Annotated in this window: 15 protein-coding genes; 8 read left to right on the top strand and 7 right to left on the bottom strand. The window is 46.5% G+C overall.

Translation table 11 applies throughout. From position 1 onward, the window contains the following. Positions 1-23 precede the first annotated feature (23 nt). The gene (locus HRU80_02965) at positions 24-497 is read left to right on the top strand and encodes a CoA-binding protein (protein QOJ27885.1); all 474 of its coding nucleotides are present in this window, start codon (positions 24-26) and stop codon (positions 495-497) included. 56 nt (positions 498-553) lie between these two features. On the opposite strand, the gene HRU80_02970 is transcribed toward HRU80_02965, so the two are convergent. The 5 genes from HRU80_02970 to HRU80_02990 all read right to left on the bottom strand — a co-directional run bounded on the left by HRU80_02970 (position 554) and on the right by HRU80_02990 (position 12,992). Further along, entirely contained in the window at positions 554-1,345 is a 792-nt protein-coding gene (locus tag HRU80_02970; protein ID QOJ27886.1) for a LytTR family transcriptional regulator DNA-binding domain-containing protein, read from the bottom strand. An 18-nt stretch (positions 1,346-1,363) separates the two neighbouring features. Beyond that, complete coding sequence (locus tag HRU80_02975) at positions 1,364-2,440, bottom strand: response regulator (GenBank protein ID QOJ27887.1); 1,077 nt, start codon at positions 2,438-2,440, stop codon at positions 1,364-1,366. Positions 2,441-2,456: 16 nt separating this feature from the next. Further along, positions 2,457-5,978, bottom strand: coding sequence for a PAS domain S-box protein (locus tag HRU80_02980; protein ID QOJ27888.1), 3,522 nt, complete (start codon positions 5,976-5,978; stop codon positions 2,457-2,459). Positions 5,979-6,301: 323 nt separating this feature from the next. Further along, entirely contained in the window at positions 6,302-8,776 is a 2,475-nt protein-coding gene (locus tag HRU80_02985) for a T9SS type A sorting domain-containing protein (protein ID QOJ27889.1), read from the bottom strand. 118 nt (positions 8,777-8,894) lie between these two features. Further along, positions 8,895-12,992, bottom strand: a complete 4,098-nt coding sequence (locus HRU80_02990) for a response regulator (GenBank protein QOJ27890.1) — start codon at positions 12,990-12,992, stop codon at positions 8,895-8,897. A 1,081-nt stretch (positions 12,993-14,073) separates the two neighbouring features. Here HRU80_02990 and HRU80_02995 point away from each other — a divergent pair. Then, on the top strand, positions 14,074-14,451 hold the full coding sequence (locus tag HRU80_02995; GenBank protein ID QOJ27891.1) for an endonuclease domain-containing protein: 378 nt from the start codon (positions 14,074-14,076) through the stop codon (positions 14,449-14,451). Between the two features lie 288 nt (positions 14,452-14,739). Here HRU80_02995 and HRU80_03000 read toward each other — a convergent pair whose 3' ends face one another. Beyond that, the gene (locus HRU80_03000) at positions 14,740-15,195 is read right to left on the bottom strand and encodes an SRPBCC domain-containing protein (protein QOJ27892.1); all 456 of its coding nucleotides are present in this window, start codon (positions 15,193-15,195) and stop codon (positions 14,740-14,742) included. 13 nt (positions 15,196-15,208) lie between these two features. Next, complete coding sequence (locus tag HRU80_03005) at positions 15,209-15,616, bottom strand: VOC family protein (protein QOJ27893.1); 408 nt, start codon at positions 15,614-15,616, stop codon at positions 15,209-15,211. A gap of 243 nt (positions 15,617-15,859) precedes the next feature. Here HRU80_03005 and HRU80_03010 point away from each other — a divergent pair, with 243 nt between their 5' ends. The 6 genes from HRU80_03010 to HRU80_03035 all read left to right on the top strand — a co-directional run bounded on the left by HRU80_03010 (position 15,860) and on the right by HRU80_03035 (position 22,316). Continuing rightward, positions 15,860-16,600, top strand: a complete 741-nt coding sequence (locus HRU80_03010; protein QOJ27894.1) for a hypothetical protein — start codon at positions 15,860-15,862, stop codon at positions 16,598-16,600. A gap of 27 nt (positions 16,601-16,627) precedes the next feature. Continuing rightward, positions 16,628-17,725 (top strand): nucleotidyl transferase AbiEii/AbiGii toxin family protein, encoded by a 1,098-nt coding sequence (locus HRU80_03015; GenBank protein ID QOJ27895.1) that lies wholly within the window; start codon positions 16,628-16,630, stop codon positions 17,723-17,725. A gap of 466 nt (positions 17,726-18,191) precedes the next feature. Further along, positions 18,192-19,634, top strand: coding sequence for an SDR family oxidoreductase (locus HRU80_03020; protein ID QOJ30437.1), 1,443 nt, complete (start codon positions 18,192-18,194; stop codon positions 19,632-19,634). A 319-nt stretch (positions 19,635-19,953) separates the two neighbouring features. Beyond that, positions 19,954-20,685, top strand: coding sequence for a class I SAM-dependent methyltransferase (locus HRU80_03025; protein ID QOJ27896.1), 732 nt, complete (start codon positions 19,954-19,956; stop codon positions 20,683-20,685). Beyond that, positions 20,678-21,094: an acyl-CoA thioesterase gene (locus HRU80_03030; protein ID QOJ27897.1), complete on the top strand. Its 417-nt coding sequence runs from the start codon at positions 20,678-20,680 to the stop codon at positions 21,092-21,094. Before HRU80_03025 ends, HRU80_03030 begins: the two co-directional genes overlap by 8 nt. 19 nt (positions 21,095-21,113) lie before the next feature. Further along, complete coding sequence (locus tag HRU80_03035; protein ID QOJ27898.1) at positions 21,114-22,316, top strand: aminotransferase class I/II-fold pyridoxal phosphate-dependent enzyme; 1,203 nt, start codon at positions 21,114-21,116, stop codon at positions 22,314-22,316. Positions 22,317-22,384 lie beyond the last annotated feature (68 nt).

Raw genomic sequence — 22,384 nt, forward strand, 5'->3', positions numbered from 1 at the left:
GCAGATACCCTATGCCCGGGACGATGTCACTTAAAGATGCAGCAGCAGAATTCCTTTCTTATAAGAGAATAGCTGTTGCAGGTGTTTCACGAACGAAGAAAGACGCAGCCAATCTGATTTACACAACTCTCAGAAAGAGAGGATATCAGGTTTATGCTGTTAATCCGCATGCTGAACAAATTGAGGGGGATTACTGTTTCTCTTCACTTGCAGATATTCCGGGCGGAGCAGAAGCGCTGGTAATAGCTCTCTCACCAGAGAAGACTGATACCGTTGCACGTGAGGCAGTGAACTGCGGTATAAAAGCAGTATGGATGCATAAATCTTTCGGAGACAGTGTCTCGGAAAGTGCCGCGGCGTATTGCAGAGAGAAGGGGCTGCTGGTGATTCCGGGAGGATGCCCTATGATGTTCAGCAAGCCGGTTGATTTTGGTCATCTCTGCATCAGGGGAATCCTTGGTGCAATTGGACGTATCCCGGGAAGGATTCCGGTTTAAAAAGAAAAAGGGACGGCCAAACACGCCGTCCCTTTTCTTTATATATAAGGGTAAAATTACTTAAGCTGGCTGCGCAGTTTACGGCTGTATCGCTGGCTCACGGTAATGGGTTCCGGTATTTCATTCATGGTCAGTTTGTAGGTATAGTTATACCAACGGTCAAATCTGAGCACATGATCTGTGTTAATGATATACGAGCGGTGAACCCGCATGAATTTTTCTTCCGGAAGAATCTCTTCCCACTTCTTCATGGTTTTACGGAGCACATAGGAAGTGGATGTGGTGGTGACCACCGTATAATCATCATTAGCTTTTATGAGAACAATGTCCGCCAGTTTAACCATACCGGGCGCATCAGCATCATCAATAAAAATCTTTCCGCTGTAACTGAGACGTGATTTCGGCTGATCATCGGATTCAACCATTGATGCCCCCCCTTTAACCTGTACAAAGTGAATATCTTTAAGCAGTTCATTCCGCTTGGCTGTCTGAATCTCAATAGCTTTAAGCAGTTCAGCGCGGGTGAAGGGTTTGGTGATATAGTCGTCCGCGCCGAGTTCCATACCATGTCTGACATCCTGACGGTCAACCCGTGCGGTCAGAAAGATAAACGGCGGAATTTTTGGAAAGTTGAGCGTTCCCCTGATCTCTTCAAAGATTTCAAACCCGGATTTCACAGGAAGTGATATATCGCAGATAACCAGGGAAAACTTGTTATCATTTATCTGCTGAAGCACTCCGCTTCCGTCAACGTTAACGCTGACCTGAAACCCTTCATTGGTGAGCAGCTCCACGATATCTTCTCTCACTCTGAAATCGTCTTCTATTAATAAGATTTTCTTGTTCATGCGGCCTCCAAATATATGTTAATTTACTCGCTTAAATGTACATGTTACGCTCACGGATTCTTCCGTGCTTGAGATGACCAGTCCGGCATTTATCAGTCCGCAGATATTCTTAACGATGCCGAGCCCAAGTCCCATACCCTTACGTTCTTTGATATGTTTTTTAAATTTGACAAATTCATCAGTTGCGGCAATTTCTTCCATGCTCATTGAACTGCCCAGGTTATGCACCGTGAGGATATAATCGGATCCGGAAACTGTGCCGGTGACCATGACCTTATCTCCTTTTTTGGAAAACTTCAGTGCGTTTTCCGTCAGTTCGGAAACCAGGCGGGTGAAGTGTTCGTATTTGATGGCAAGGTCGGTATCCTCGGCGTATATACCAAGATCTTCAGGGCGGTTAAGCAATCTTGCAACCGATTCGGCTGTTGACTGCAGGGTCTTGTTTGCCGCAGGTGTAATCTCTTTTTTTAGCTGTGCAATCTGATCGGGATCACTTTTTATCATCATCAGATCAATAAGGAAAAAATATTTATCAATCGTCATCTTCAGAGTATCCGCCGAGCGGTTGATAATTCTGACAAAATCATACGTCTGCTGAGTTTCCATTTTCCCTTCCTCTTCCAGAATAATCTGAGAAGCCGCAAGGATGGCGCTCAGCGGAGTAAGAAACTCATGAGGGAGGGCATATTTAACGTTTGATTTCAGACGGATATATTTATCCTCATACAACTGTCCCCGCTTCAGGCGGCTTTTAATTGCGTTAAGCAGCTCGGTCCGGGTGAAGGGCTTGGTAAGATAGTCATCAGCGCCGGACTCCATTCCCGTGCGGTAATCTTCGCGGGAGGTTTTTGCGGTGAGGAATATAAACGGACTGTGATGAGACCCTTCGCTGCGGATAGTGTTCAGGACGTCATAGCCGCTGAGCCCCGGCATTGAGATATCGCAAAGTATCAGATCGGGGTTTTGTGCCTTAATAAGCTGCAGTCCTTTGATGCCGTCAGGGGCTTCAATCACCGTGTAACCCTCCGCGGAAAGCAGTTCAACAACATTTTCTCTGATATTGCTGTCGTCTTCTATAACTAATATTTTTTCCATGGCCTGTTTGTATATATTATTCAGTTACCGGAATGGTAATGGTAAACGTAGTGCCTTTTTGCAGTTCGCTCTGCACATTGATAATGCCGCCGTGAAACTGCACGGCATTTTTCATTATGGGAAGCCCGAGTCCCGTACCTTCGATACCGGCGGTATTATTGCCGCGGAAGAACCTGGTAAAGAGGCGCTGTATATCTTCGGGTGAAATGCCGATACCCTGATCCGACACTTCTATAATCAGGATATTATCTGATTCGGTAACGGAGAGCCGTATGTGTCCTCCGCTGGGAGAATACTTAAACGCGTTGCTTATAAGATTGCGGAATATCTGCCCGCTTAGTTTCTCATCGAGACGGTAATACTCACGCGGGCAGTCGTATATAAACTCAAGAGTGAAGATATCACTTTTATACAGGGAGAACTCCTCAATGATATCACTGACAAAGGACTTGAGACGGATGGGCTGAGGATTAAACTGCAGCTTACCGCTTTCCACCTTGTCAATCAGGAGAATGTCATCAAGCAGCCCTTTCAGCTGAGTAACCACGCGCTGTATTTTCTTATAGTAATAGTTCCGCTTTTCATCATCCCACTTATGACCATAATGCTCCAGCAGTTCCGCAGATGAGAAGATGGAAGTAAGCGGCGTCCGGAACTCATGAGAAGTGGTTGAGATGAAGCGGGACTTCAGTTCATTCAGCTCTTTCTCTTTAATGAGTGCCTGCTGAGTTGCCATTTCAATATTCTTTGATTCAGTTATGTCGGTTGCAATACCTTCAACGCGGATGGGATTACCCTGCTGATCGTGCACTACCCAGTTTCTGTCCCACAGCCAGCGGACAGCGCCGTTCTTATCAATGATGCGGTACTGGAATGAAGCCTTTTTGTGCTGGAAGGTCTTGCCTGAGAATGTGTTAAAACCCTCACGATCATCCGGATGAACCACATGATTAATCCAGTAATCATTGTGGTCAATGATCAGTTTCGGATCCATGCCGATTACTTTTTCGTAAAAATCATTCGCGAAGGAAGACCGTTTGGTTTTGAAATCATAGAAATAGATAAGATCATTGATTGCAGTGAAGTAATTATCGAAGCGCTCCTGATTTTCAGCAAGCTGTTTAATCATCTCCTTAATCTTGCTCATATCAACGCAATAGGTAATCACTTCATCATCATCAAGCAATGAAGCCACCATGTTCACTTCGGTTTTGCTGCCGAACTTACCCTGGATGAGCATTTCGTCAGCTTTGGTGCCAAGGCGCAGCACATCAAGGAAGTGCCTGGTGTGAACCGCTTTGCTTTCATCGGGAATAAGATCGCTGATAAGCATGTGTGAAAGATCATCATAGGTAAAGCCGGTCAGAGAGCAGGCTGCTTTATTCGCGTGCAGAATGCTGCCGTTGCCTTTAATGATAAATACGGCAATAGGCGACTGATCTATATACTTTCTGTATTTACGTTCACTGTTTTCAAGAGCTATTTCAGCAAGACGCCGGCGGGTAATATCAAGCATGGTGCCGTGCAGAACCGGCATCTCTGATCCGTTCCGGGACTCCTTATTGATCTGCACTTCAACATATGTAATGGTGCCGTTGGGCAGCATAAGCCGGAGTGTTACCTCGTGCTGAGTGCCGGTTGTGCTTACTTCAGTGAGAATGGTCTGCAGCAGCTTTTTATCGCCGGGATGGATAATCTGCATGATAACATCAACAGAGGGCTCAACTTCATTGGCATCATAGCCAAGCAGTTCAAACATCTTGTTGGAAAAGAAGGTGCGGCCGGTATTCAGATCCACATTCCAGTATCCGAACTGGGCAATGCGCTGTGCTTCTTCAAGGTTTGCCTGGCTTTCGAGCAGTTTATTCTGCGCGCGGGCGCGCTCGGTATCATCGCGGATGATTGCAAGAATTTTGTCGTCCGAGATGGCGTATATACGGGCCTCAAAAACAAACTCAAGTTCATCAATGTGCACCGAGTAGTAAAAGCTGACAACGTCTTTCTTTTCTTTTGCTTCCACAAACTTATCCATAAAGGCGTCAACCTGATCCTGCGGGAAGAAATCCCCGAGCGATTTTCCTATGATGGATGACTGATCCGCAACAAGAAGACCGGGCTGATTAGCATAGAGCTCAAGATACACACCATCGGCGGAGAAAATAAAGATATTATCCGGCAGTGAGGTAAGCAGACTGCGCAGTTTGGCTTCGTTCTGTTTAATGATTTCGGTTTGCGCGCGCTCTTCAGTAATATCGGTATGCGTTCCGATCATGCGGAAAGGTATGCCATCTGCAGTTCTTTCAATAACGCGGCCCTGATCCAGCACCCACACGGGCTCACCGGTTTTAGAGATTAGCCGGTATTCACACCGGTAGTATTCAAGTTCACCGTCAAGATGCCTGCGAAGAGTATCAAGCGGAATCCGGACATCATCAGGGTGGAGCAGTTTTACGAAATGATCAATCTCATTTTTAATCTCATGATCCTGATATCCGATCATTTTTTTCCATTCAGGAGAAAGATAAAGTTTGTTTGTGGGGATTTCGAGATCCCACAGACCGATGCCGGTTGCTTCAAGCGCGAATTTATAACGCAGCTCGGCGGTGCGTACCTGCTTTTCGAGCTCCATTTTTTTGAGTTTGGAGCCGAGAGCATTAGCGGCGGTTTTAAGGAAGTGTATATCAATCTCCAGCCATTCACGCTCGTTAGTGCAGTCATCAAACCCGATAAAACCCCAGAGGGCATTATTCACAAAAATAGGGATAAGAATGATGGAGATGATTCCCTGCATTTCAAGAACTTCTTTAAGAACAGGGTCTCCTTCAATATTTTTAACCAGTCCGTAAAAGGATTTGTTCTGCAGGAAGTGAGAGTGATATACTCCCATTTCTTCTATCGGGGATTCAACCAGCTCAGGGTTGTCTATCTGGGCCTCAATATTTGCCTTGGTCCATTCAAAACGCTGCGTGGCAACATTAGTGCCGGCTGATTCGCTGTAATATATATCAAAAATATAGGTGCGGTCAACATTGGCGGCGGTGCCCAGCATTCTGAGAGCTTCGGTAATGGCCTGCTGGTAATCATCATTTACCAGAAGACTCTGCGTGCCGAGCGCTATATATTCAAGAAGGGTCTGCGTGCGGTGAAGATGTTCCTGCGTTGTTTTTTCATCGGTGATATCACGGCCAAATGAACGGATTTCAACAAAGTCATCTTTCTCATCAAACACGGAGATATTATCCCACCGGATCCAGCGGTAGCCGCGGATAGTCATCTGGCGCATATCCACTTTCAGGCGGGCAGGCAGGGTAAAGAGTTTCTCGGCATGCTCTCTTGCCGCGGGAAGATCGTCAGGATGAATAAACTGATGAAAAGAACTTCTCATTAACTCGTCAGGAGATTTGCCGGTTAAATTGCAGAAGGCCGGGTTTACATAAAGGTATTCGCCTTTGCTGTTTACCCGCACGATCAAGTCCTCGTGGGACTCTACGAGCTGGCGAAAGCCGGTTACATCTGTGTTATCGTTTGCTATACCCAATGGAAAAGTCCGTGATAATAAAAATCAGTCTAAATCAGGAATAAAAATAACAGAAACTCCGTCCAATTAAAACAACCCCCGGCGGGTTAACGCTGAAAATTTGCGGTTTTTGCCAAAAAAACGGGGTGAAATTAAAAAAAATTGTAAAAAAAGAGGGGATTTCTGCTGTGATAAACTAACGGACTGACAGGGGAAACTTACCGGAAACCGGCACGCACTACCCTGCCGTAAAATGAATTACGGCAGGGTTACAGGCGTGGAACGAGCCTTCATGTGACTCAGGGAATCTTTCGTTCCCCCGGGTCTCTCTGCCTGAGAGACTGTTATTTCATCAGCGTCATCTTGCGGGACTGGCTGAAAGAACCGGCTGTGATGGTATATATATAAACTCCGCTCGGCAGGCTGCTGCCGCTGAAGCCGACGGTATAGCTGCCTGCTTCTTTGGTTTCATTGAGAACAGAAGCAACCTGTTTGCCAAGAATATCATAGACGCTTATCGAAACATGCTCTTTCTGAGGTATGGCAAATCTGATGGTTGTTTCCGGGTTAAACGGATTAGGGTAGTTCTGCATTAGAGCAAACTCAGCAGGAATGCCAATGGTTACGTTTTCGGCAAGGTTATATACCGTGACGGTTCCATCGTAATCAAGCTGCTTTATCCGGTAGCTGTATGAGCCGGAAGAGAGGTTATAATCAGTGAAGGAATAGGAATTCATCTCCGCGCTTGAACCTCTTCCCTCTGTATATCCCGCGGGCACCCAGTCAGATGAACCTGCCAGAGCGCGTTCAATTTCAAAACCGCGGTTGTTGGTTTCGCTCGCGGTTACCCAGTTAAGGGTAACATCACTGCCGGAAACGGACGCGGTAAATGAGGTGAGTTCAACCGGAATCTGTGAAGGCATAACAAACTTCACCACATAACCGCCGGCACCGGCAACGATGCAGGTATCAGGATGGGGGAAAGCAGCGCCGAGAATCTGACCATTGAGCTGCACGCGCATTCCGAAATTATATGAAGCCCATGAGGTGCCGCCATTGCTGGTGTAAAAGATATTTCCTTCAGAACCGACAATAACAAAATCATTCAGGCCTCTTAATGCCATGCTGTAAAGGCGTGTTGTGGCGAACGGGAAATTCGTGTTTTCCCAGGTAAGGCCGCCGTCGGTGGTTTTGTGCAAAAAGCCAACCGCGGTAACACCGGTCGCGCCGATGATATAGCCGTTATTTTCATCTGTGAATTTAATGTCGCTGATGCTGGCGGGAGTTGTTCCTATTGTAGGGAGCAGAAACCATGAGGTGCCGCCGTCAGTTGTTTTATATACTCCGCCGTTGATGAATGATCCGGCAATATAGGTTGACGGATTCAGAATAGCCGCGGCGTTAATACCTCCGGTCAGTCCTGTGCCGTTAATGGATGCCCAGGTTACGCCGCCGTCGGTGGTTTTATACATACTGCCGCCGTTGCCGACTGTAATTCCGAGATTCTCATTATAAAAATAGATGCGGGAAAGCGCCTGAATGGACGTGGTATATATAGAATCCCATGAAGCGCCGCCGTTAGTGGTTTTGTAAATCTTTCCTCCGCTGCCGCAGGCATATCCCGTTGTTGAGTTAATCATGGATAAACCGCGGATATCATTGGATGAAGAGGAAAGACTCACACCGTTCCAGGTATTTCCGTAATCGGAAGAATACATAAACTGGGCAATGCCTATGGGGTTTGTTGCGCCTTCTGCTGTGCCGCCGGCAATAATTCTGCCGTTGCCGTCAGCCCAGAGCGCCTGAATAAATCCGGCTTTTGCAATCTGTGTGGGAGTGGTCCAGGTTGATCCGTTGTCGGTTGATTTGTAGAACGCACCGTTATCACCCGAGATATATACCGTATTGCCTGAGGAGGAAACCCCTCTCATAATAATATCGGGAATGTTTGCGGGTCTGAACTGCACCGCGCTAAAGGTTGCGCCGCCATCGGTGGAGCGGACAACAAAGGTGCGGTCACCAACCAGAAAGATATTTGAACCGCTGATGTGCATTCCGAATATTGATGACGCGGAGGCGGCAGCAGAAGGAAGTTCAGCCCAGGTATAGCCGCCGTCTGTAGATTTAAACGATTTGCCTGAAGCGCCGGCAGCATACGCTGTGAGAGAATCAGTGAACTCAAGCGCGTAGAGGGTGCCTGTACCCGCAGCCGCTCCGGTCCAGGTAGCACCGCCATCGGTGGTTATTCTGACATTAAAGCCGCCGTTAGCGCTGCCGGCAACAATTATCTTATTAGTGCTGAATGCATGAACAGCATAGTACGTAGTTGAAGGAAGATTAGAATTCATCACCCATGTCTGCCCGCCGTCCGTGGTTGATGACATTCTGAAAGTGGAGGTGCCAGCCAGAAATCCGTTATTGGCATCAATAAACTGAATATCTCTTCCTGTTCCGTTAATAGCGAGAGTGGGCATGCTTGTCCAGGTCTGTCCGCCGTCTGTGGATTTTGTTCCGCCTCCGGCACCAGCCGTATAGACCAGATTATTATCTACCCAATACATAGCATAGATATCATATCCGAAGTTATTTGCCGGGCCATAAGCCACGCCTGCCTGAAGATTGGCGGCAAAGGACTGCCCGCCATCAGTAGTTTTCAAAAAAGTACCGTTTTGGCCAGCCATATAAATGGTGTTTTCGCTGAATGCCTTCATCCAGCCGATTCCCTGGCCAAAGGGTTTGGGATTCAGCCAGGTATAACTGGGTGTTATCTGGGAAAACGAGATGGTGTTCAGAAGAAGTAAAAGGAACAATTTTTTCATGGTCCGGGCTCTCTCTTTGTGTACGAGAATAATTAATTACGTACCGAAAAATAAAGGGATCAATAGGGGAGAGTGTTTGCCGGATTGCGCAAAGCTTGTGCAGATTTGCGCAAAATTATCAGTTTTGGGTGAATTCGCCCGGGGCTTTGCCAAAATAACGTGAAAAGGCTCTTGTAAAGGTTGACTGGTCACTGAAGCCAACCATAAGGGCAATTTCCTTAATGGGGTAATCCCCCTTTTGAAGCAAAAGAGCTGCCTTTTCCATCCGGGCAGAGCGGATAAGCTGACCTGCCGGCTGACCGATCAAGCCCTTAAGTTTTCTGTTCAGCTGCGATACGCTGACTGAACATTTTGAGGCAAGAATTTCAGCGGAGAAGTTTTCATCAGCCAAGGAAGAGGTGATTTCAGACTGCACCTTTTCAAGAAATCTCCGGTCAATATCTGAAGCGCTCACTTCGGAAGGATTAAATGAGGCGGTGCGGCTGAATTTCTCGATAATCTTTTTTCTGCCGGCAATCAGATTTCTGGTTCTGAGGAGGAGTTCTTTTGTGCTGAAGGGTTTAACCAGATAATCATCCGCACCGGTTTCAAGTCCGGTCAGCCGGTCTTCCTCTTCAGACTTTGCGGTCAGAATAATAACCGGGATGTGGCTGGTAAGCGGATCCTCTTTAAGTTTTTTGCTCAGGGTGAAGCCGTCCATACCGGGCATGCGGACATCAGTGATAATCAGGTTCGGTATTGATTCCCTTGCGCTGTCAAACCCCTGCAGGCCGTCATGAGCTTCAAGCACGGAAAAGGAGTCTTCAAGCTGCTCTCTGATAAACTGCCGGATATCGGAGTTATCATCCACAACCAGAACAAGATCGCGGTCGGCATCGTGATGCTGATGCGGGGCATAAAAGAGGGACGGGGAGGTATATATATCAATTTCCCGGGTGAGGGAAGCTTCTTCGCCGGAGAGTTCCTCCTGAACGGACTGTGAGGAAACCAGCGGAAGGGTTACGGAGAAAACACTTCCCCTGCCTTCAGTGCTTTCGACGGAGATGCTGCCGCCGTGCAGATCAACCAGTTCTTTCACCAGAGAAAGCCCGATGCCGGTCCCTTCCAGCTCGCTCCGGCCGGTCCGCTCCACCTGATAAAAACGGTCGAATATATACGGCAGCCGGTCAGCCGGAATTCCGATGCCGGTATCTTCAACGGATATTTTAACCTGCTCCTGTTCATCAATGCTGAGGGAACGGATGCGGCTGATATGGAGCTGAACACTTCCTCCGGATGAGGTGAACTTGACAGCGTTGCCGAGCAGATTCACCATCACTTTTTCCATTTTTTCAGGATCAAAGGGAATACGCAGCGACTCATCTTCGGAGGTGAAGCGGAGGGTGATTCCCTGATTGTCTGCGTACGATTCAAAATTATAAAACAGATGACGGCAGAAAGCGACAATATCTTTACTGACAAGTTTCAGCTTCTGCTCCTGCGATTCAAGCCGGGTAATCTCAAGAATCTGGTTTACCAGTTTGAGCAGTTTTTTCGCGTTGCGGAAGCTCATTTCAAGTTTTTGTTTAAGCCCCCGTTCGGAAGTTGATTCCATGACTGACTCAATCTGTCCGAGCGTTAAGGTAAGCGGAGTGCGGAACTCGTGTGATATATTAGCAAAGAAGCGTGATTTAATTTCATCAAGATGGCGGAGTTTTTCTGCCTGTTCACTGATGATTTTGGTCCTGTCCGCTATGATTGCCTCAAGCCGCAGATTGCGTCTGATGAGATAATCAGTTGTCCAGCGGAGCAGCCCCGCGACGGCGAGCACAGCCAGGAGCAGGTAGAAAAGGTACATATACCACGACGAATACCAGGGATGCAGAATGGTAAAGGTAAAAGTGGATTCAGCGCCGGTAAGACCGGAGGCAGAAACCGCCCGTACTCTGAATATATAGCTCCCCGGAGGCAGGCTGGTATAATCACGGGAGGTTTCATCGGTCCGGGGAGACCAGGATTCCTCCAGCCCTTCGAGTATATACTGATAACGGGTGAGTCCGGCATCGAACGTGAGTCCTGAATAGCTGAAGCGGATTGAATTTTCTTCATGCGAAAGAATGAAGCCGTCACCTTCTTGAAGTGAAGCACGCAGAAGGTCATCACCGGCAAAAAGAAGCGAATCTCCGCGCAGGGACACTTTTCTGATAACCGCGGCGGGCGGGGTATGCAGAGTGTCTATTGGGCTGAACTCCGGTTTATAACTCACAATACCGTCAGCGCCGCACAGCCAGATTACCCGGTTCTTTTCATCGGGATATATACGAAAAACAGCGTTGTTGTTTGAAAAATCAATAATGCCGCGGAGCGCTGAGGGTTCACTCCACTGATATGTGCCTCCGGTCTTCCGTGCCGTGCCGATACGGAGCTCTGATGAGGGAGTAACCGCTGCCGCCCAGAGAGTTCCGGACGATTCTTTTAGCTCGGTTATAACATCCGAGCCGCGGGTCCATGCACTGAAGTTATATATATCATCCGGAATAAGCTGCCCGGTTTTGTAATCATAGCGTAACATACGCGCTCCGGTACTGACCAGAAGGTCGTTCCCGATTCTGAAGACCCGCACCTCGCCGGAACGGGGGATTTCCTCCTCAGGGAAATGCCTGATTGACGGGGAAGAAAAGCCGCCGGGGGAGGTGAGGGAAATGCGGAAAAGCCCGTAGTAAGCAGTGCCAAGCCAGATATTACCGAGCGAATCCTCAGCAAGGTTGCGCACCGCTGTAGTGATGCCGGGTATTTTTCCGCGGTCAAACCATTTTCCGGCGCGGTTCTCAATAACCGCCACGCCGTCTTCAAGCCCTGCATATACGCGCTCAGGAAAGCGGACTGACTGATACAGAAAGTAAATCCGGCTCCAGGATACGGGAACCACTGCCACCCGGTTTCCATCAGCGCGGAGCAGATTATCGGATGTGGCAACAAGCAGTGAGTTCCCGGTCTCAAGCAGCGACCAGCATTCTGCATCCGCGACGGTTATGCGCCGGATATCATTCTGGCTAAGATAACGGTTTTTTAATTCCACGGAGAAAAGCCCGGCGGTAGTTGCCGCATAGAGATTGCCGCCGCTGACCAGAACATCACTCACGGAGCCCTCAAGTCCGGTAGTCTGGTTTATATATGCCGCTGGTGAGGGGAGCTCAACGGCTGAGATGCCGTTTTGCAGAGCGAGCCAGAGTATATTGCCGTATTGCTGGGCAAAGAGAACGCCGTTATCGGGAATGCCGTTTGATTTATTCACCCGGTGGACAACATCTCCGTTTTTATCAATGATGATAATGCCTCCCCGTGTAGTGGTGAACACAAAACTGCCGTCGGTCAGACGGAGGCGGGATATATACATATTTTCCTTCAGGAGAAAACCGGCTGCCTCAGATCGGAAAGGGGTAAAGGTACTGCCGTCAAAAAGATGCAGCCCGACCTCACGCGTTCCTAAAAGAATGCGCCCCTGATCATCAAAGGGAATCATGGCGGCAATCATTTTATCGGCAAACTGTTCACTGCCGGGAATAAGCCGGAGCGAACCGCCGGAGAATTTTTTAAGTCCGGCACCCGTTTCAAGAACATATATATCATTGCCAATCTGATGGGCAGCCCTGAAACGCTCCCGCGGTTTCCAGGATTCAACCTGCGGTTTGCTCCCGGCTCCCGAGGGGAAGGTATAGCGGAAGATATAATTATTGGATATAAAATAAACGGAGCTGTCGGAGGCAAAGGTGTACCAGATGTGCCCAACGGGCCCGGAAACACCGGTGTGGGAAAGGAGCGACGTATATACCAGCCGTCCGTCCCGCTCTCGTTTGAGATAACCAAAGTCATCGGCGGAGCCGGCGTAAATGGTGCCGTCATCAGCGCAGGCAAGGGAGCGGACTATCTGATTAGGCACTCTGATCAGATTCCAGGTGATGCCGTCATACTCAAGAACTCCGTAGGAATTTCCGAAATACATGACGCCGCGCTTGTCCCGGGTGATAGCCCAGTTCTGGCTGTGGGCTTTATAATCCCGCGGCATAAAGTTTCTGATAACAGGAAAACCAAATTTACCGGAGCCGTCTGAGCCATGAAGAAGGTTTTCCGCAGAAAACAGAATCAGAAACAGAGCCGCAAAGAAAACCCTGATCACGGAGTCACACCCGCGGGGAAGATTTCTGCCAAGCCATGAGGGAACACCTGATTGCTGCACATTTTTGCCATGTGCTAATATAACAATTCAGGGGGAGATGGGAGATGATCAATGTACAATGTACGATTTACAATGTACAATTAACAATGATGAGGCGGCTGAGACGAATGGACACAAACCGAGGGCAAACAGAACTCACCCTCCGACAAGTCGGAGCAATTGCCCAACTCCCCCTCTCTTTCCGTAAAATGATGGTTTTGCGTTACTGTGGCTTTTGTGGATGATGATACTATTTCAGTGGTAAAAATCCGTTCGGAAAAAGAGGGGGCTTCCGGAAAAGGGAGCTTGGAGGAAAGAGACGGCTTCCGGGAAAATTGTTCGCTGTGGATTGGATTTGCATATATATAATCATTTTCGTTGTTGGGCAAACAGAACTCACCCCCCAACCCCCTCTCTTTCCGTCAAATGATGGTTTTGCGTTACTGTTGCTTTTGTGGATTATGATACCATTTCAGCGATAAAAATCCGTTCGGAAAAAGAGGGGGCTTCCGGAAAAAGAGGGGTCTTTCGCAAAAAGTGGGGCTTTGAAATAAATAGACGGCTTCCGGGAAAATTGTTTGTTGTGGATTGGATTTGCATATATATAATCATTTTCGTTGTTGGGCAAACAGAACTCACCCTCCGACAAGTCGGAGCAATTGCCCAACTCCCCCTCTCTTTCCGTCAAATGATGGTTTTGCGTTACTGTTGCTTTTGTGGATTATGAAACCATTTCAGCGATAAAAATCCGTTCGGAAAAAGAGGGGGCTTCCGGAAATGTTGAGGCTTTGAAAGAAAAATAAGGCTTCCCGGAAATAAAGATTGGGTTTGCTTTGTATAAAAAATCATTTTCATTGTCGGGCAAACAGAACTCACCCTCCGACAAGTCGGAGCAATTGCCCAACTCCCCCTCTCTTTCCGTCAAATGATGGTTTTGTGTTACTATAGCTTTTGTGAATTATGATACTATTTCAGAAATAAAAATCCGTTCGGAAAAAGAGGGGGCTTCCGGAAAAGGGAGGCTTCCAGGAAAAAGGGGCTTTAATATTTGTAAAACTTTAAGAATGACTATATTTTATAGGATGAAATATCAAGGTGCTTTATGTCAAGTCAAAGATTAATCATAGTGCGTCGCTGCAGGGAGTTGCGTAAAAGAATAACTCCTGCTGAATCAGCGGTGTGGGAAATTGTGAGAAACAGGAAATTCAATAATCTGAAATTTTTACGCCAGCCTCCAATAATTCATAATCTGATTAATGGTCAGCTATATTATTTTATTGCGGATTTTTATTGTGCAAAACTGAAACTTGTCATTGAGATAGACGGAGCATCGCATAATGAATCCAAGGATTACGATCTGATGCGGGACACTATTCTTACAGAATATGGCTTAACAACTCTCAGAATAAAAAATGATGACGCGGTGAATGAAAAAACTCTGATCCAAATACTCAGCGAGGCCATAAAACAGAAGGGGTGATTAAATCATCAGCTTTTACAACAACATGAAAGCAATGTACACTTTTTAATCCATCCCGTGTTTCTGTCCTGAATTAATTATCCAAGTAAGCCACAATTCTTAAGCCCCCTCTCTTCAAAACAGTTTTGAATAAATGAAGAACGTTGGTTCTGTCAGAATCTCTATCGCTTACAAACTTGATTTGTCGGAAGAGAGGGGGTTTGGGGGTGAGTTCGAAGACCGCGTACAAGCTCACCCCACAGCCCGCCGTTTATTAACAGGGGTTTGGAGTATGTGTAATTCTTTACGTCACTTTGCCTCGGCAATCGCCTTCAGTTTTTGGAGAGCTTTACCCCACAGTTCGGTAAAATTTACATGGTGCTGATCTTCAATATCCATATCAACGCTGAACTTAGTAGTATGTTCATTAATTTTTTCAAAAGAGTAATTCTCAAACGAAGGCACCCATGCTTTAACTGCATCGCTGGTTCTGTCTTCAACGCCGTCTAAAATAAAACCAAGGTGCTGAATGGAAATGAATTCAGGATATATACTTTCCGCAATCTCTGAAATCATGCCTTCTTTTTTGCCATTTTGATTAACAACTAAAAATTGAATACTATCTCCCTTGTTCCAGCCCCCTTCAAAGAAGGAGCCTTCCATGAAAGCTGCTGCCCAGCCCCGGTATTTTGCATCGCTGACAATTGCATCCCACACTTTTTCGCGCGGTGCATTGATTGTTATATCAAGATTGATTTTTTTCATGGTATCCTTATGATTATTGTTGTGATTTTCCGGAATTTAAATACATAACTTCCCACTGGTGCCCGTCAATATCTTCAAAAGTATCATAATACATCCAGCCATGGTCTGCTGCTTCTCTGTACCGCTTGCCTCCGTTTTTTAGCGCGGCTGCAACTATTTCATCAACTTTTTCCCTGCTTTCAACTTCAATGGCCAGCAGAACCTGAGTGGTGGAACCATCAGCAATTGGTTTATTGGTAAAGGTTTTGAAATACTCGCGCGAGATAAGCATCGAATAAATAGCTCCTTCATTCATAACTAAGCAGAGAGCTTTATGATCACTGAACTGCTCGTTAAAGGTGAATCCCAGTTTAGTCCAGAATTCTCTTGTCGCTTTAAGATCATGTACCGGCAGATTAATATAAACTGATGTAACGGGCATAACAACTCCTTATAAAGTAAAATACAATACGTGGAAAAAACAGGTGAGGCGGACAATCAGTAAGGCGGATTATCCCGGTAAAAACAGAGGCCAATAATACAAAAAAAACTTAAAATACCAGCAAATCGGGCCGGCAGGGGTCTGGAGTTTTCATTTTTTGAAAAATCTAAATATCGGCAGTAAATAGGTTTTACTGCCGGAATATGGAAATTTTGTATTTTTGCAGTAAACCAAGAGAAAGTTATGGCCGCAGAAAAATTACTGATTGATAAAATTGAGCACCGGTTCAGCGGAAAGCCCTTCTTCGAAGCTCGTGAAATAGCCGCTTTCTACAGGATGAAAGAGAAGGAAATTTCCCCGGCAGCGATAAACTGGAGAATTCATTTTCTTGTCAGATCGGGAGTTTTTCAGAGAATCGGAAAGGGAAAATATGTTCTCGGAAAAGGCAGGAGCTACTTCCCTGAAATCTCAGGAACGCTGAAAACGCTTTTCCTGAGAGTTACTGAAGAGTTTCCTTACAGCGATGTTTGTATCTGGAACACCTCCTCGTTCAATGAATTTATGCTGCACCAGCCCGCCAGGTTTTTTACTATTATTGAAATAAGCAAAGAAACATCTGAAGCGGCTTTTTATTTTCTGAAGGATTTGAAGAAACAGGTGTTTCTGGAACCCGACGAAGAGATTCTCGAAAAATATCTCTCGGGTGACAGAGAAGCATTTGTCGTAAAGCCGCTGGTCACCGAAGCACCGACACAAATTATTAAAGGGGTTACAACAGTCACATTGGAAAAAATGCTGGTTGACATATTTTGCGGTGAAGATATATTTGCTGTGCAGCAGGGAACTGAATTAAAAACGATTTTCAGAGAAGCACTTGTAAAATACACCGTTAACCGGAGCAGAATGATGCGTTATGCCGACCGGAGGGGAAAGAAAGAACAGCTTGGGCGGTTTTTAAAATCGTTTTCTAATTTACGGCAGTAAATCAAGTTTATTGCCGAATTATAGATTATGATTAATCAGCGTGACGTAACACCAGAGTGGCTGACTCAGAAAGCAAAACAGCATAACGGTACAGATAAAATACTAATTGAAAAAGTCATCCGGGCATTCCTGCTCCTTGAAGGAATTGTAAAGGTGAACATTCCCTTTATCTTCAAAGGAGGGACATCACTCATGCTTCTTTTTGACACCCCCAAGCGATTATCTATTGATATTGATGTTATTCTGGAGAAAAAACCAGAAATGTTTGAGGAGCAGCTGACCAGGGTGGCAAGAGAACAGGGTTTTTTCAAATGGGAGAAACAGCAGAGGAACACCAACTCAAAGATTGTAAAGGAGCATTACAGGTTTTTCTATGAACCGCTTCACAGGACGTTACAAACGGAAGAGTATATTCTTTTGGATGTACTGTATGAAAAATCCCCTTATACCCGGCTTATTTCTCTTCCAATTCAATCACCGGTTGTTCCTAATAAAGGTTTGCCACTTAGTGTAACCATTCCAAGCCAGGAAGATCTGCTCGGTGATAAACTAACCGCCTTTGCCCCAAACACAACGGGAATTCCTTATCAAAAAAAGGGGATAAGCATGAGTATGGAGATTATTAAGCAGCTTTATGACATTGGTAATTTATTTGAGACGGTTACTGATTTGGACGTCGTTACATCAACGTTTCGCCGGATAGCCAATTTGGAATTAAACTACAGGGGCCTGACTCATATTTCAATTAATGAGGTTCTGGAAGATATATATAACAAATCTCTCTGCCTGATAACAAGGGGTAAGGATGGAAAAGGTGATTTTGAAATACTGCAAAAAGGAGTAAGAAGAGCAGCCGGTTATATTTTTTCTGAGAGTTATCATGTAGAAAAAGCAGTTAAGCATGCATCAAGAGCAGCATATCTTGCAGTACTAATCCAAAATAGCATTGCAGCTTTGGAAAAATATCACAGTCCGATCCAAATTGAAAATCAGCTGATAACTGAACCGGGCAGTTCAAAATTAAACAAGCTCAGGAAATCCGATCCAGAATCGTTTTACTATTGGTATAAAATCGTTAAAATAATACGCTCCTCATCCGGACGAAAAAAACCCAAAGGTAATTGAAAGAAGGAAATTGCTGACTCAATAAGCCGACGGGGGTGTTACTTTTCCAAACTAAAATATCGTGAGTAAATGCGTTCAAATACCGAAACACAGGAAGTGGCTGATGCAAAGTGATGAAGAAGTTAACACGAATTGACACGAATTGAGAGCACGAATTATCACTAATCAGGATACCCCTAAAATGGAATGCATTCTTTTTCAACAGGTCACCCGCTCTGCGGGCTCAGGGAGGGTCTAGTCAAACCAGATATTATTAACAGGTCACCCCCGACGGGTCGGGGGTTCAGAGGGATCCGGTTATGATCTGTTTTGGCGATTTTCGAAATTTTTTGATGGGTGTCTAGTAACAGGTCACCGCGATGCGGTTCAAGGGGTTGTTTATTTTGAGATTCTCAAGAATTTCACCTGGCCGCCCGATTAAGCTGCGACCAGGAACACTTTATCTCCGGAATTGGTTTACACTATTATGAAAATCCTCCTCACCGGTGCCACCGGTTATATTGGCAAACGGCTTCTGCCGGCTTTGATTGACAAGGGGCATCAGGTTGTCTGCTGCGTCCGTGATAAAAACCGCTTTCCCGCAGAGGGCATCTATGCTCATCAGAATGTCTCCGTATTTGAAGCTGACTTCACCAAAGAGATTACCGGGGCTGATCAGATAGCTGACATTGACGCCGCGTATTATCTGATTCACTCGATGAGTTCAAATGTAACTGACTTTGAAAAGCTGGAGGAAACTTCAGCACGGAACTTTAACAAGCTCATAGCACAGACCTCAGCCCGGCAGGTGATCTATCTGGGGGGTATTGCCAACGAAGATCATCTTTCCAAACATCTTGCCTCACGGAAGAAAGTAGAAGAAATCCTGCATGAAGGAGCGGCTCCTTTGACCGCACTCAGGGCCGGGATTATTGTCGGTTCAGGCAGCGCATCATTTGAAATCATCCGCGATCTTGTTGAGAAACTTCCGGTGATGATTACGCCGAAGTGGCTGAACACACCGCATCAGCCGATAGCAATACGCAATGTGATTAATTATCTGACCGGTGTTCTGATGCGGGAAGATACCTTTAACCGCTCATTTGACATTGGAGGGCCGGATATATTAACCTACCGCGAGATGCTCCTGCAGTTTGCCGGAGTGCGCGGGCTGAAGCGGTATATATTCACCGTTCCGGTCATGACGCCGCGGCTCTCTTCTTACTGGCTCTATTTTGTGACCTCAACATCATATAAGCTGGCGGTTAATCTGGTGAACAGCATGAAGATTGAAGTGGTCGCGAAAGACAATGAACTTGAAAAGATGCTGAATATATCCCCGCTCACCTACCGGGAGGCGGTTGAACTGGCATTCCAGAAGATTATGCAGAATGATGTGATCTCAAGCTGGAAAGATTCGCTCAGCTCAAGTTATGATGATAACTCCCTGCTTGACCATATACACGTTCCGGTCTTCGGGTGTTATAAAGATATCCGTGAGAAAGAAATAACCGGGAGCGCTGAAAAGGTACTGGAGAATATCTGGTCAATCGGCGGTGATAAGGGGTGGTATTACGGTGACTGGCTATGGCATATTCGCGGTTTTATAGATAAGCTTGCCGGAGGCGTGGGCTTAAGAAGGGGGAGGACAAATCCTGTTTCAATTCATACCGGTGATACGCTGGATTTCTGGCGGGTGCTTGCGGCAGACCGGAAAAATATGCGGCTGCTGCTTTATGCTGAAATGAAACTTCCCGGCGAAGCATGGCTTGAGTTCAGTATTATTAAAAAGCAGGGGCGTTTTTTTCTGCGGCAAATTGCGACCTACCGTCCGAAAGGACTTCTGGGAAGGGCTTACTGGTACGCGGTGCTGCCATTCCACTTTTTCGTTTTTGAGGGGATGGCAACAAATATAATTAATGAAAAATGAAGAATTAGTTTTCAGCAGCGAATAACACGAATTTTAACGAATCAAATAATCCCCCCACAAAAAAGAATCTCCCCCAAAAGTAATCCGCTGAATCCTTTAATCCGATTAATCCGTGATGAAGATTCTGGCTCGGTATTTGAAGAATACACAGCGATAACCTTGTAAATCCGGAATTTCCGCCTTAAAATTGCCTTAAAACAGCATAAAAAGCCGGATTTAGCCGTTGAATTTTTCATCAATCTCTTTTTTGAGAATTCAGACGTGGTTTCTGTCAATTTTGTAATTAATTCATGAGTAAATCATCGTGTTTCATCCGGAATTGTTCCGGGGACATAGTGAGGGAAGAAAACAGGCGCCAAAGCGCAGGCCTGGCTCTGTTGTTCTGCCCGAACGGCCTCAGGAGGGTCAGCGGATGACACCGGACTTCTTTAAGAAGATTCCGAAGTCGCAGAGTGATTTGCTTCTGAATCACTGGGGCTACGACGTGATGGAAGAATACACGGAGATGATCTCAGGCGCCGGCTTTCCGGATGGATGCCAGATACTTGATGTGGCAACCGGAACGGGGCGTGCCGTTTCCATCCTGGTGCGGCTTGGCTACAGGGTGGTAACCGGTGATATCAGCTTTGACGGGAAGCATGATGCCGATAAACGGGTGACCCCGATGTATTATCACCGTGTGCAGTATGTGAAGCTTAATCTGGAGCAGGCACCTTTTGGTGATGACAGCGTCCGGAATATCGTCTGCATGAATACACTGCACGAACTTGAAAACCCCAATGCATGCTTAGATGAAATCTTCAGAATCCACTCCCCCAACGGAACGCTGCTGATTGCAGACTTTAACGCCGAAGGGATGGATATTATGGATAAGCTGCATATCATTAAGTTCGGCGAGCGGCACCCGAAGGGGAAAAGTTCACTCCGGGAGCTTGAGTGCTGGCTGAAGAGCAGATATACGAACATCAGGGAGTTCCACACACGCATGAACCGGGGATTTATCGTCACAGGAAAAAAAGACCCCTCGGCCGAACCTCTTCAGGATGGATAACCTCTTTCCCGTAAAAGCGGCGCTCCGCTTTACCGTTCACACTTATGATATAGACGCTGCCGGACATGTAAACAATGTTGTATATATACGCTGGCTTGAAGACCTGCGCAACATGATTGTGGAAAGCACGTTTACCTTTAAACATCTGCTTGAGCGGAATCATTATCTGGTGGTGATTTCAACCGAGGCAAAATACCGGAAGCAGATAAGCCTTTTTGACAGCCCCGAGGGGGAGATGACTCTTACCGGAATGAAGCACGGCATATTTGAGCTGCATGCGAAAATTATCCTGAACGGAAAGCTTTCATTCAGCGCGGTGCAGAAGTGCGTGCTGATGAACACCAGGACCGGCACGATGTTTACCGGCAAACTGAACGATTTTACCATTCCCAAGGATATACCTCTTTAATAATTGAAAAGGAAGCAGTATGGATACAAAGAATAAAGGTTTTAACACAAAGCTGATTCACAGCGGAGAGATACGCGATCAGTTCGGAAGCGCAACCGTGCCTATCTATCAGACTTCCACATTCCGTTTTGAAAGCGCTCAGCACGGGGCAGACTGCTTTGCCGGAGTGAGCAACGGATTTATATACAGCCGCATCGGCAACCCAACCATCCGCTCGTTTGAACAGAGCATAGCCGAACTTGAAAACGGTTATGACGGCATTGCAACCAGCAGCGGCATGGGAGCCATCACCAGTGTGTATATGGCACTGCTCGGGGCGGGGAGCCATTTAATAGGGACATCCTCGGTTTACGGTCCGGCCCGCGCGGTGCTCGAAAAAGATTTCAGCCGTTTCGGGGTAGAGTCCGATTTCTGCCATACTTCCGATCTTGATGCAATAAGAAAGCTGATACGCCCGAACACGAAGGTGTTATATATCGAAACACCTGCCAACCCGACCATGGAGATTTCCGATATCGCTGCCTGTGCTGCCCTTGCGCATGAGCATGGAATGATTCTGGTGGTGGACAACACTTTTGCAACACCGCTCTACCAGCGCCCGCTTGACCTCGGGGCTGATGTGGTGCTGCATTCGGTCACCAAATATATAAACGGACACGCGGATATTGTCGGGGGTATTGTGGTCACCCGCGATAAAAAAACCTATGACAGCATCCGCCACACAATGGTATATATGGGGTGCAACATGGATCCTCATCAGGCGTATCTGGCAATCCGCGGCATGAAAACGCTGGCACTGCGGGTTGAGCGGAATCAGGAAAACGCGATGAGGGTTGCAGAGTTTCTGGAGAATCATCCTAAAGTGGCGTGGGTGCGGTATCCGGGGCTGAAATCGCATCCGCAGTATGAACTCGCGAAAAAGCAGATGGGGGGACCCGGTTCAATGATTTCCTTCGGCGTGAAGGGAACGGAGAAATCAGGTGGATGCGGCTTTGTTGCCGGCAAAACACTTATGGACTCAGTAAAAGTAGCAATGCTTGCCGTATCACTCGGAGGAGTTGAAACACTGATACAGCATCCGGCTTCGATGACTCATGCAGCAGTGGGACAGGAAGACAAATTAAAAGCTGGTATTACGGACGATCTGGTGCGCCTTTCTGTCGGAATCGAGGATGTGGAGGACATTATTGATGATCTTGCACAGGCGCTGGAAAAAGTCTGAACTTAATTGTGAATTGTGAATTGTGAATTGTAAATTGTAAATTGATAGTCATAAATTATACGTTGATT

Source organism: Ignavibacteriales bacterium (assembly GCA_015709675.1).
Taxonomy (GTDB): domain Bacteria; phylum Bacteroidota; class Ignavibacteria; order Ignavibacteriales; family Ignavibacteriaceae; genus H2-BAC3.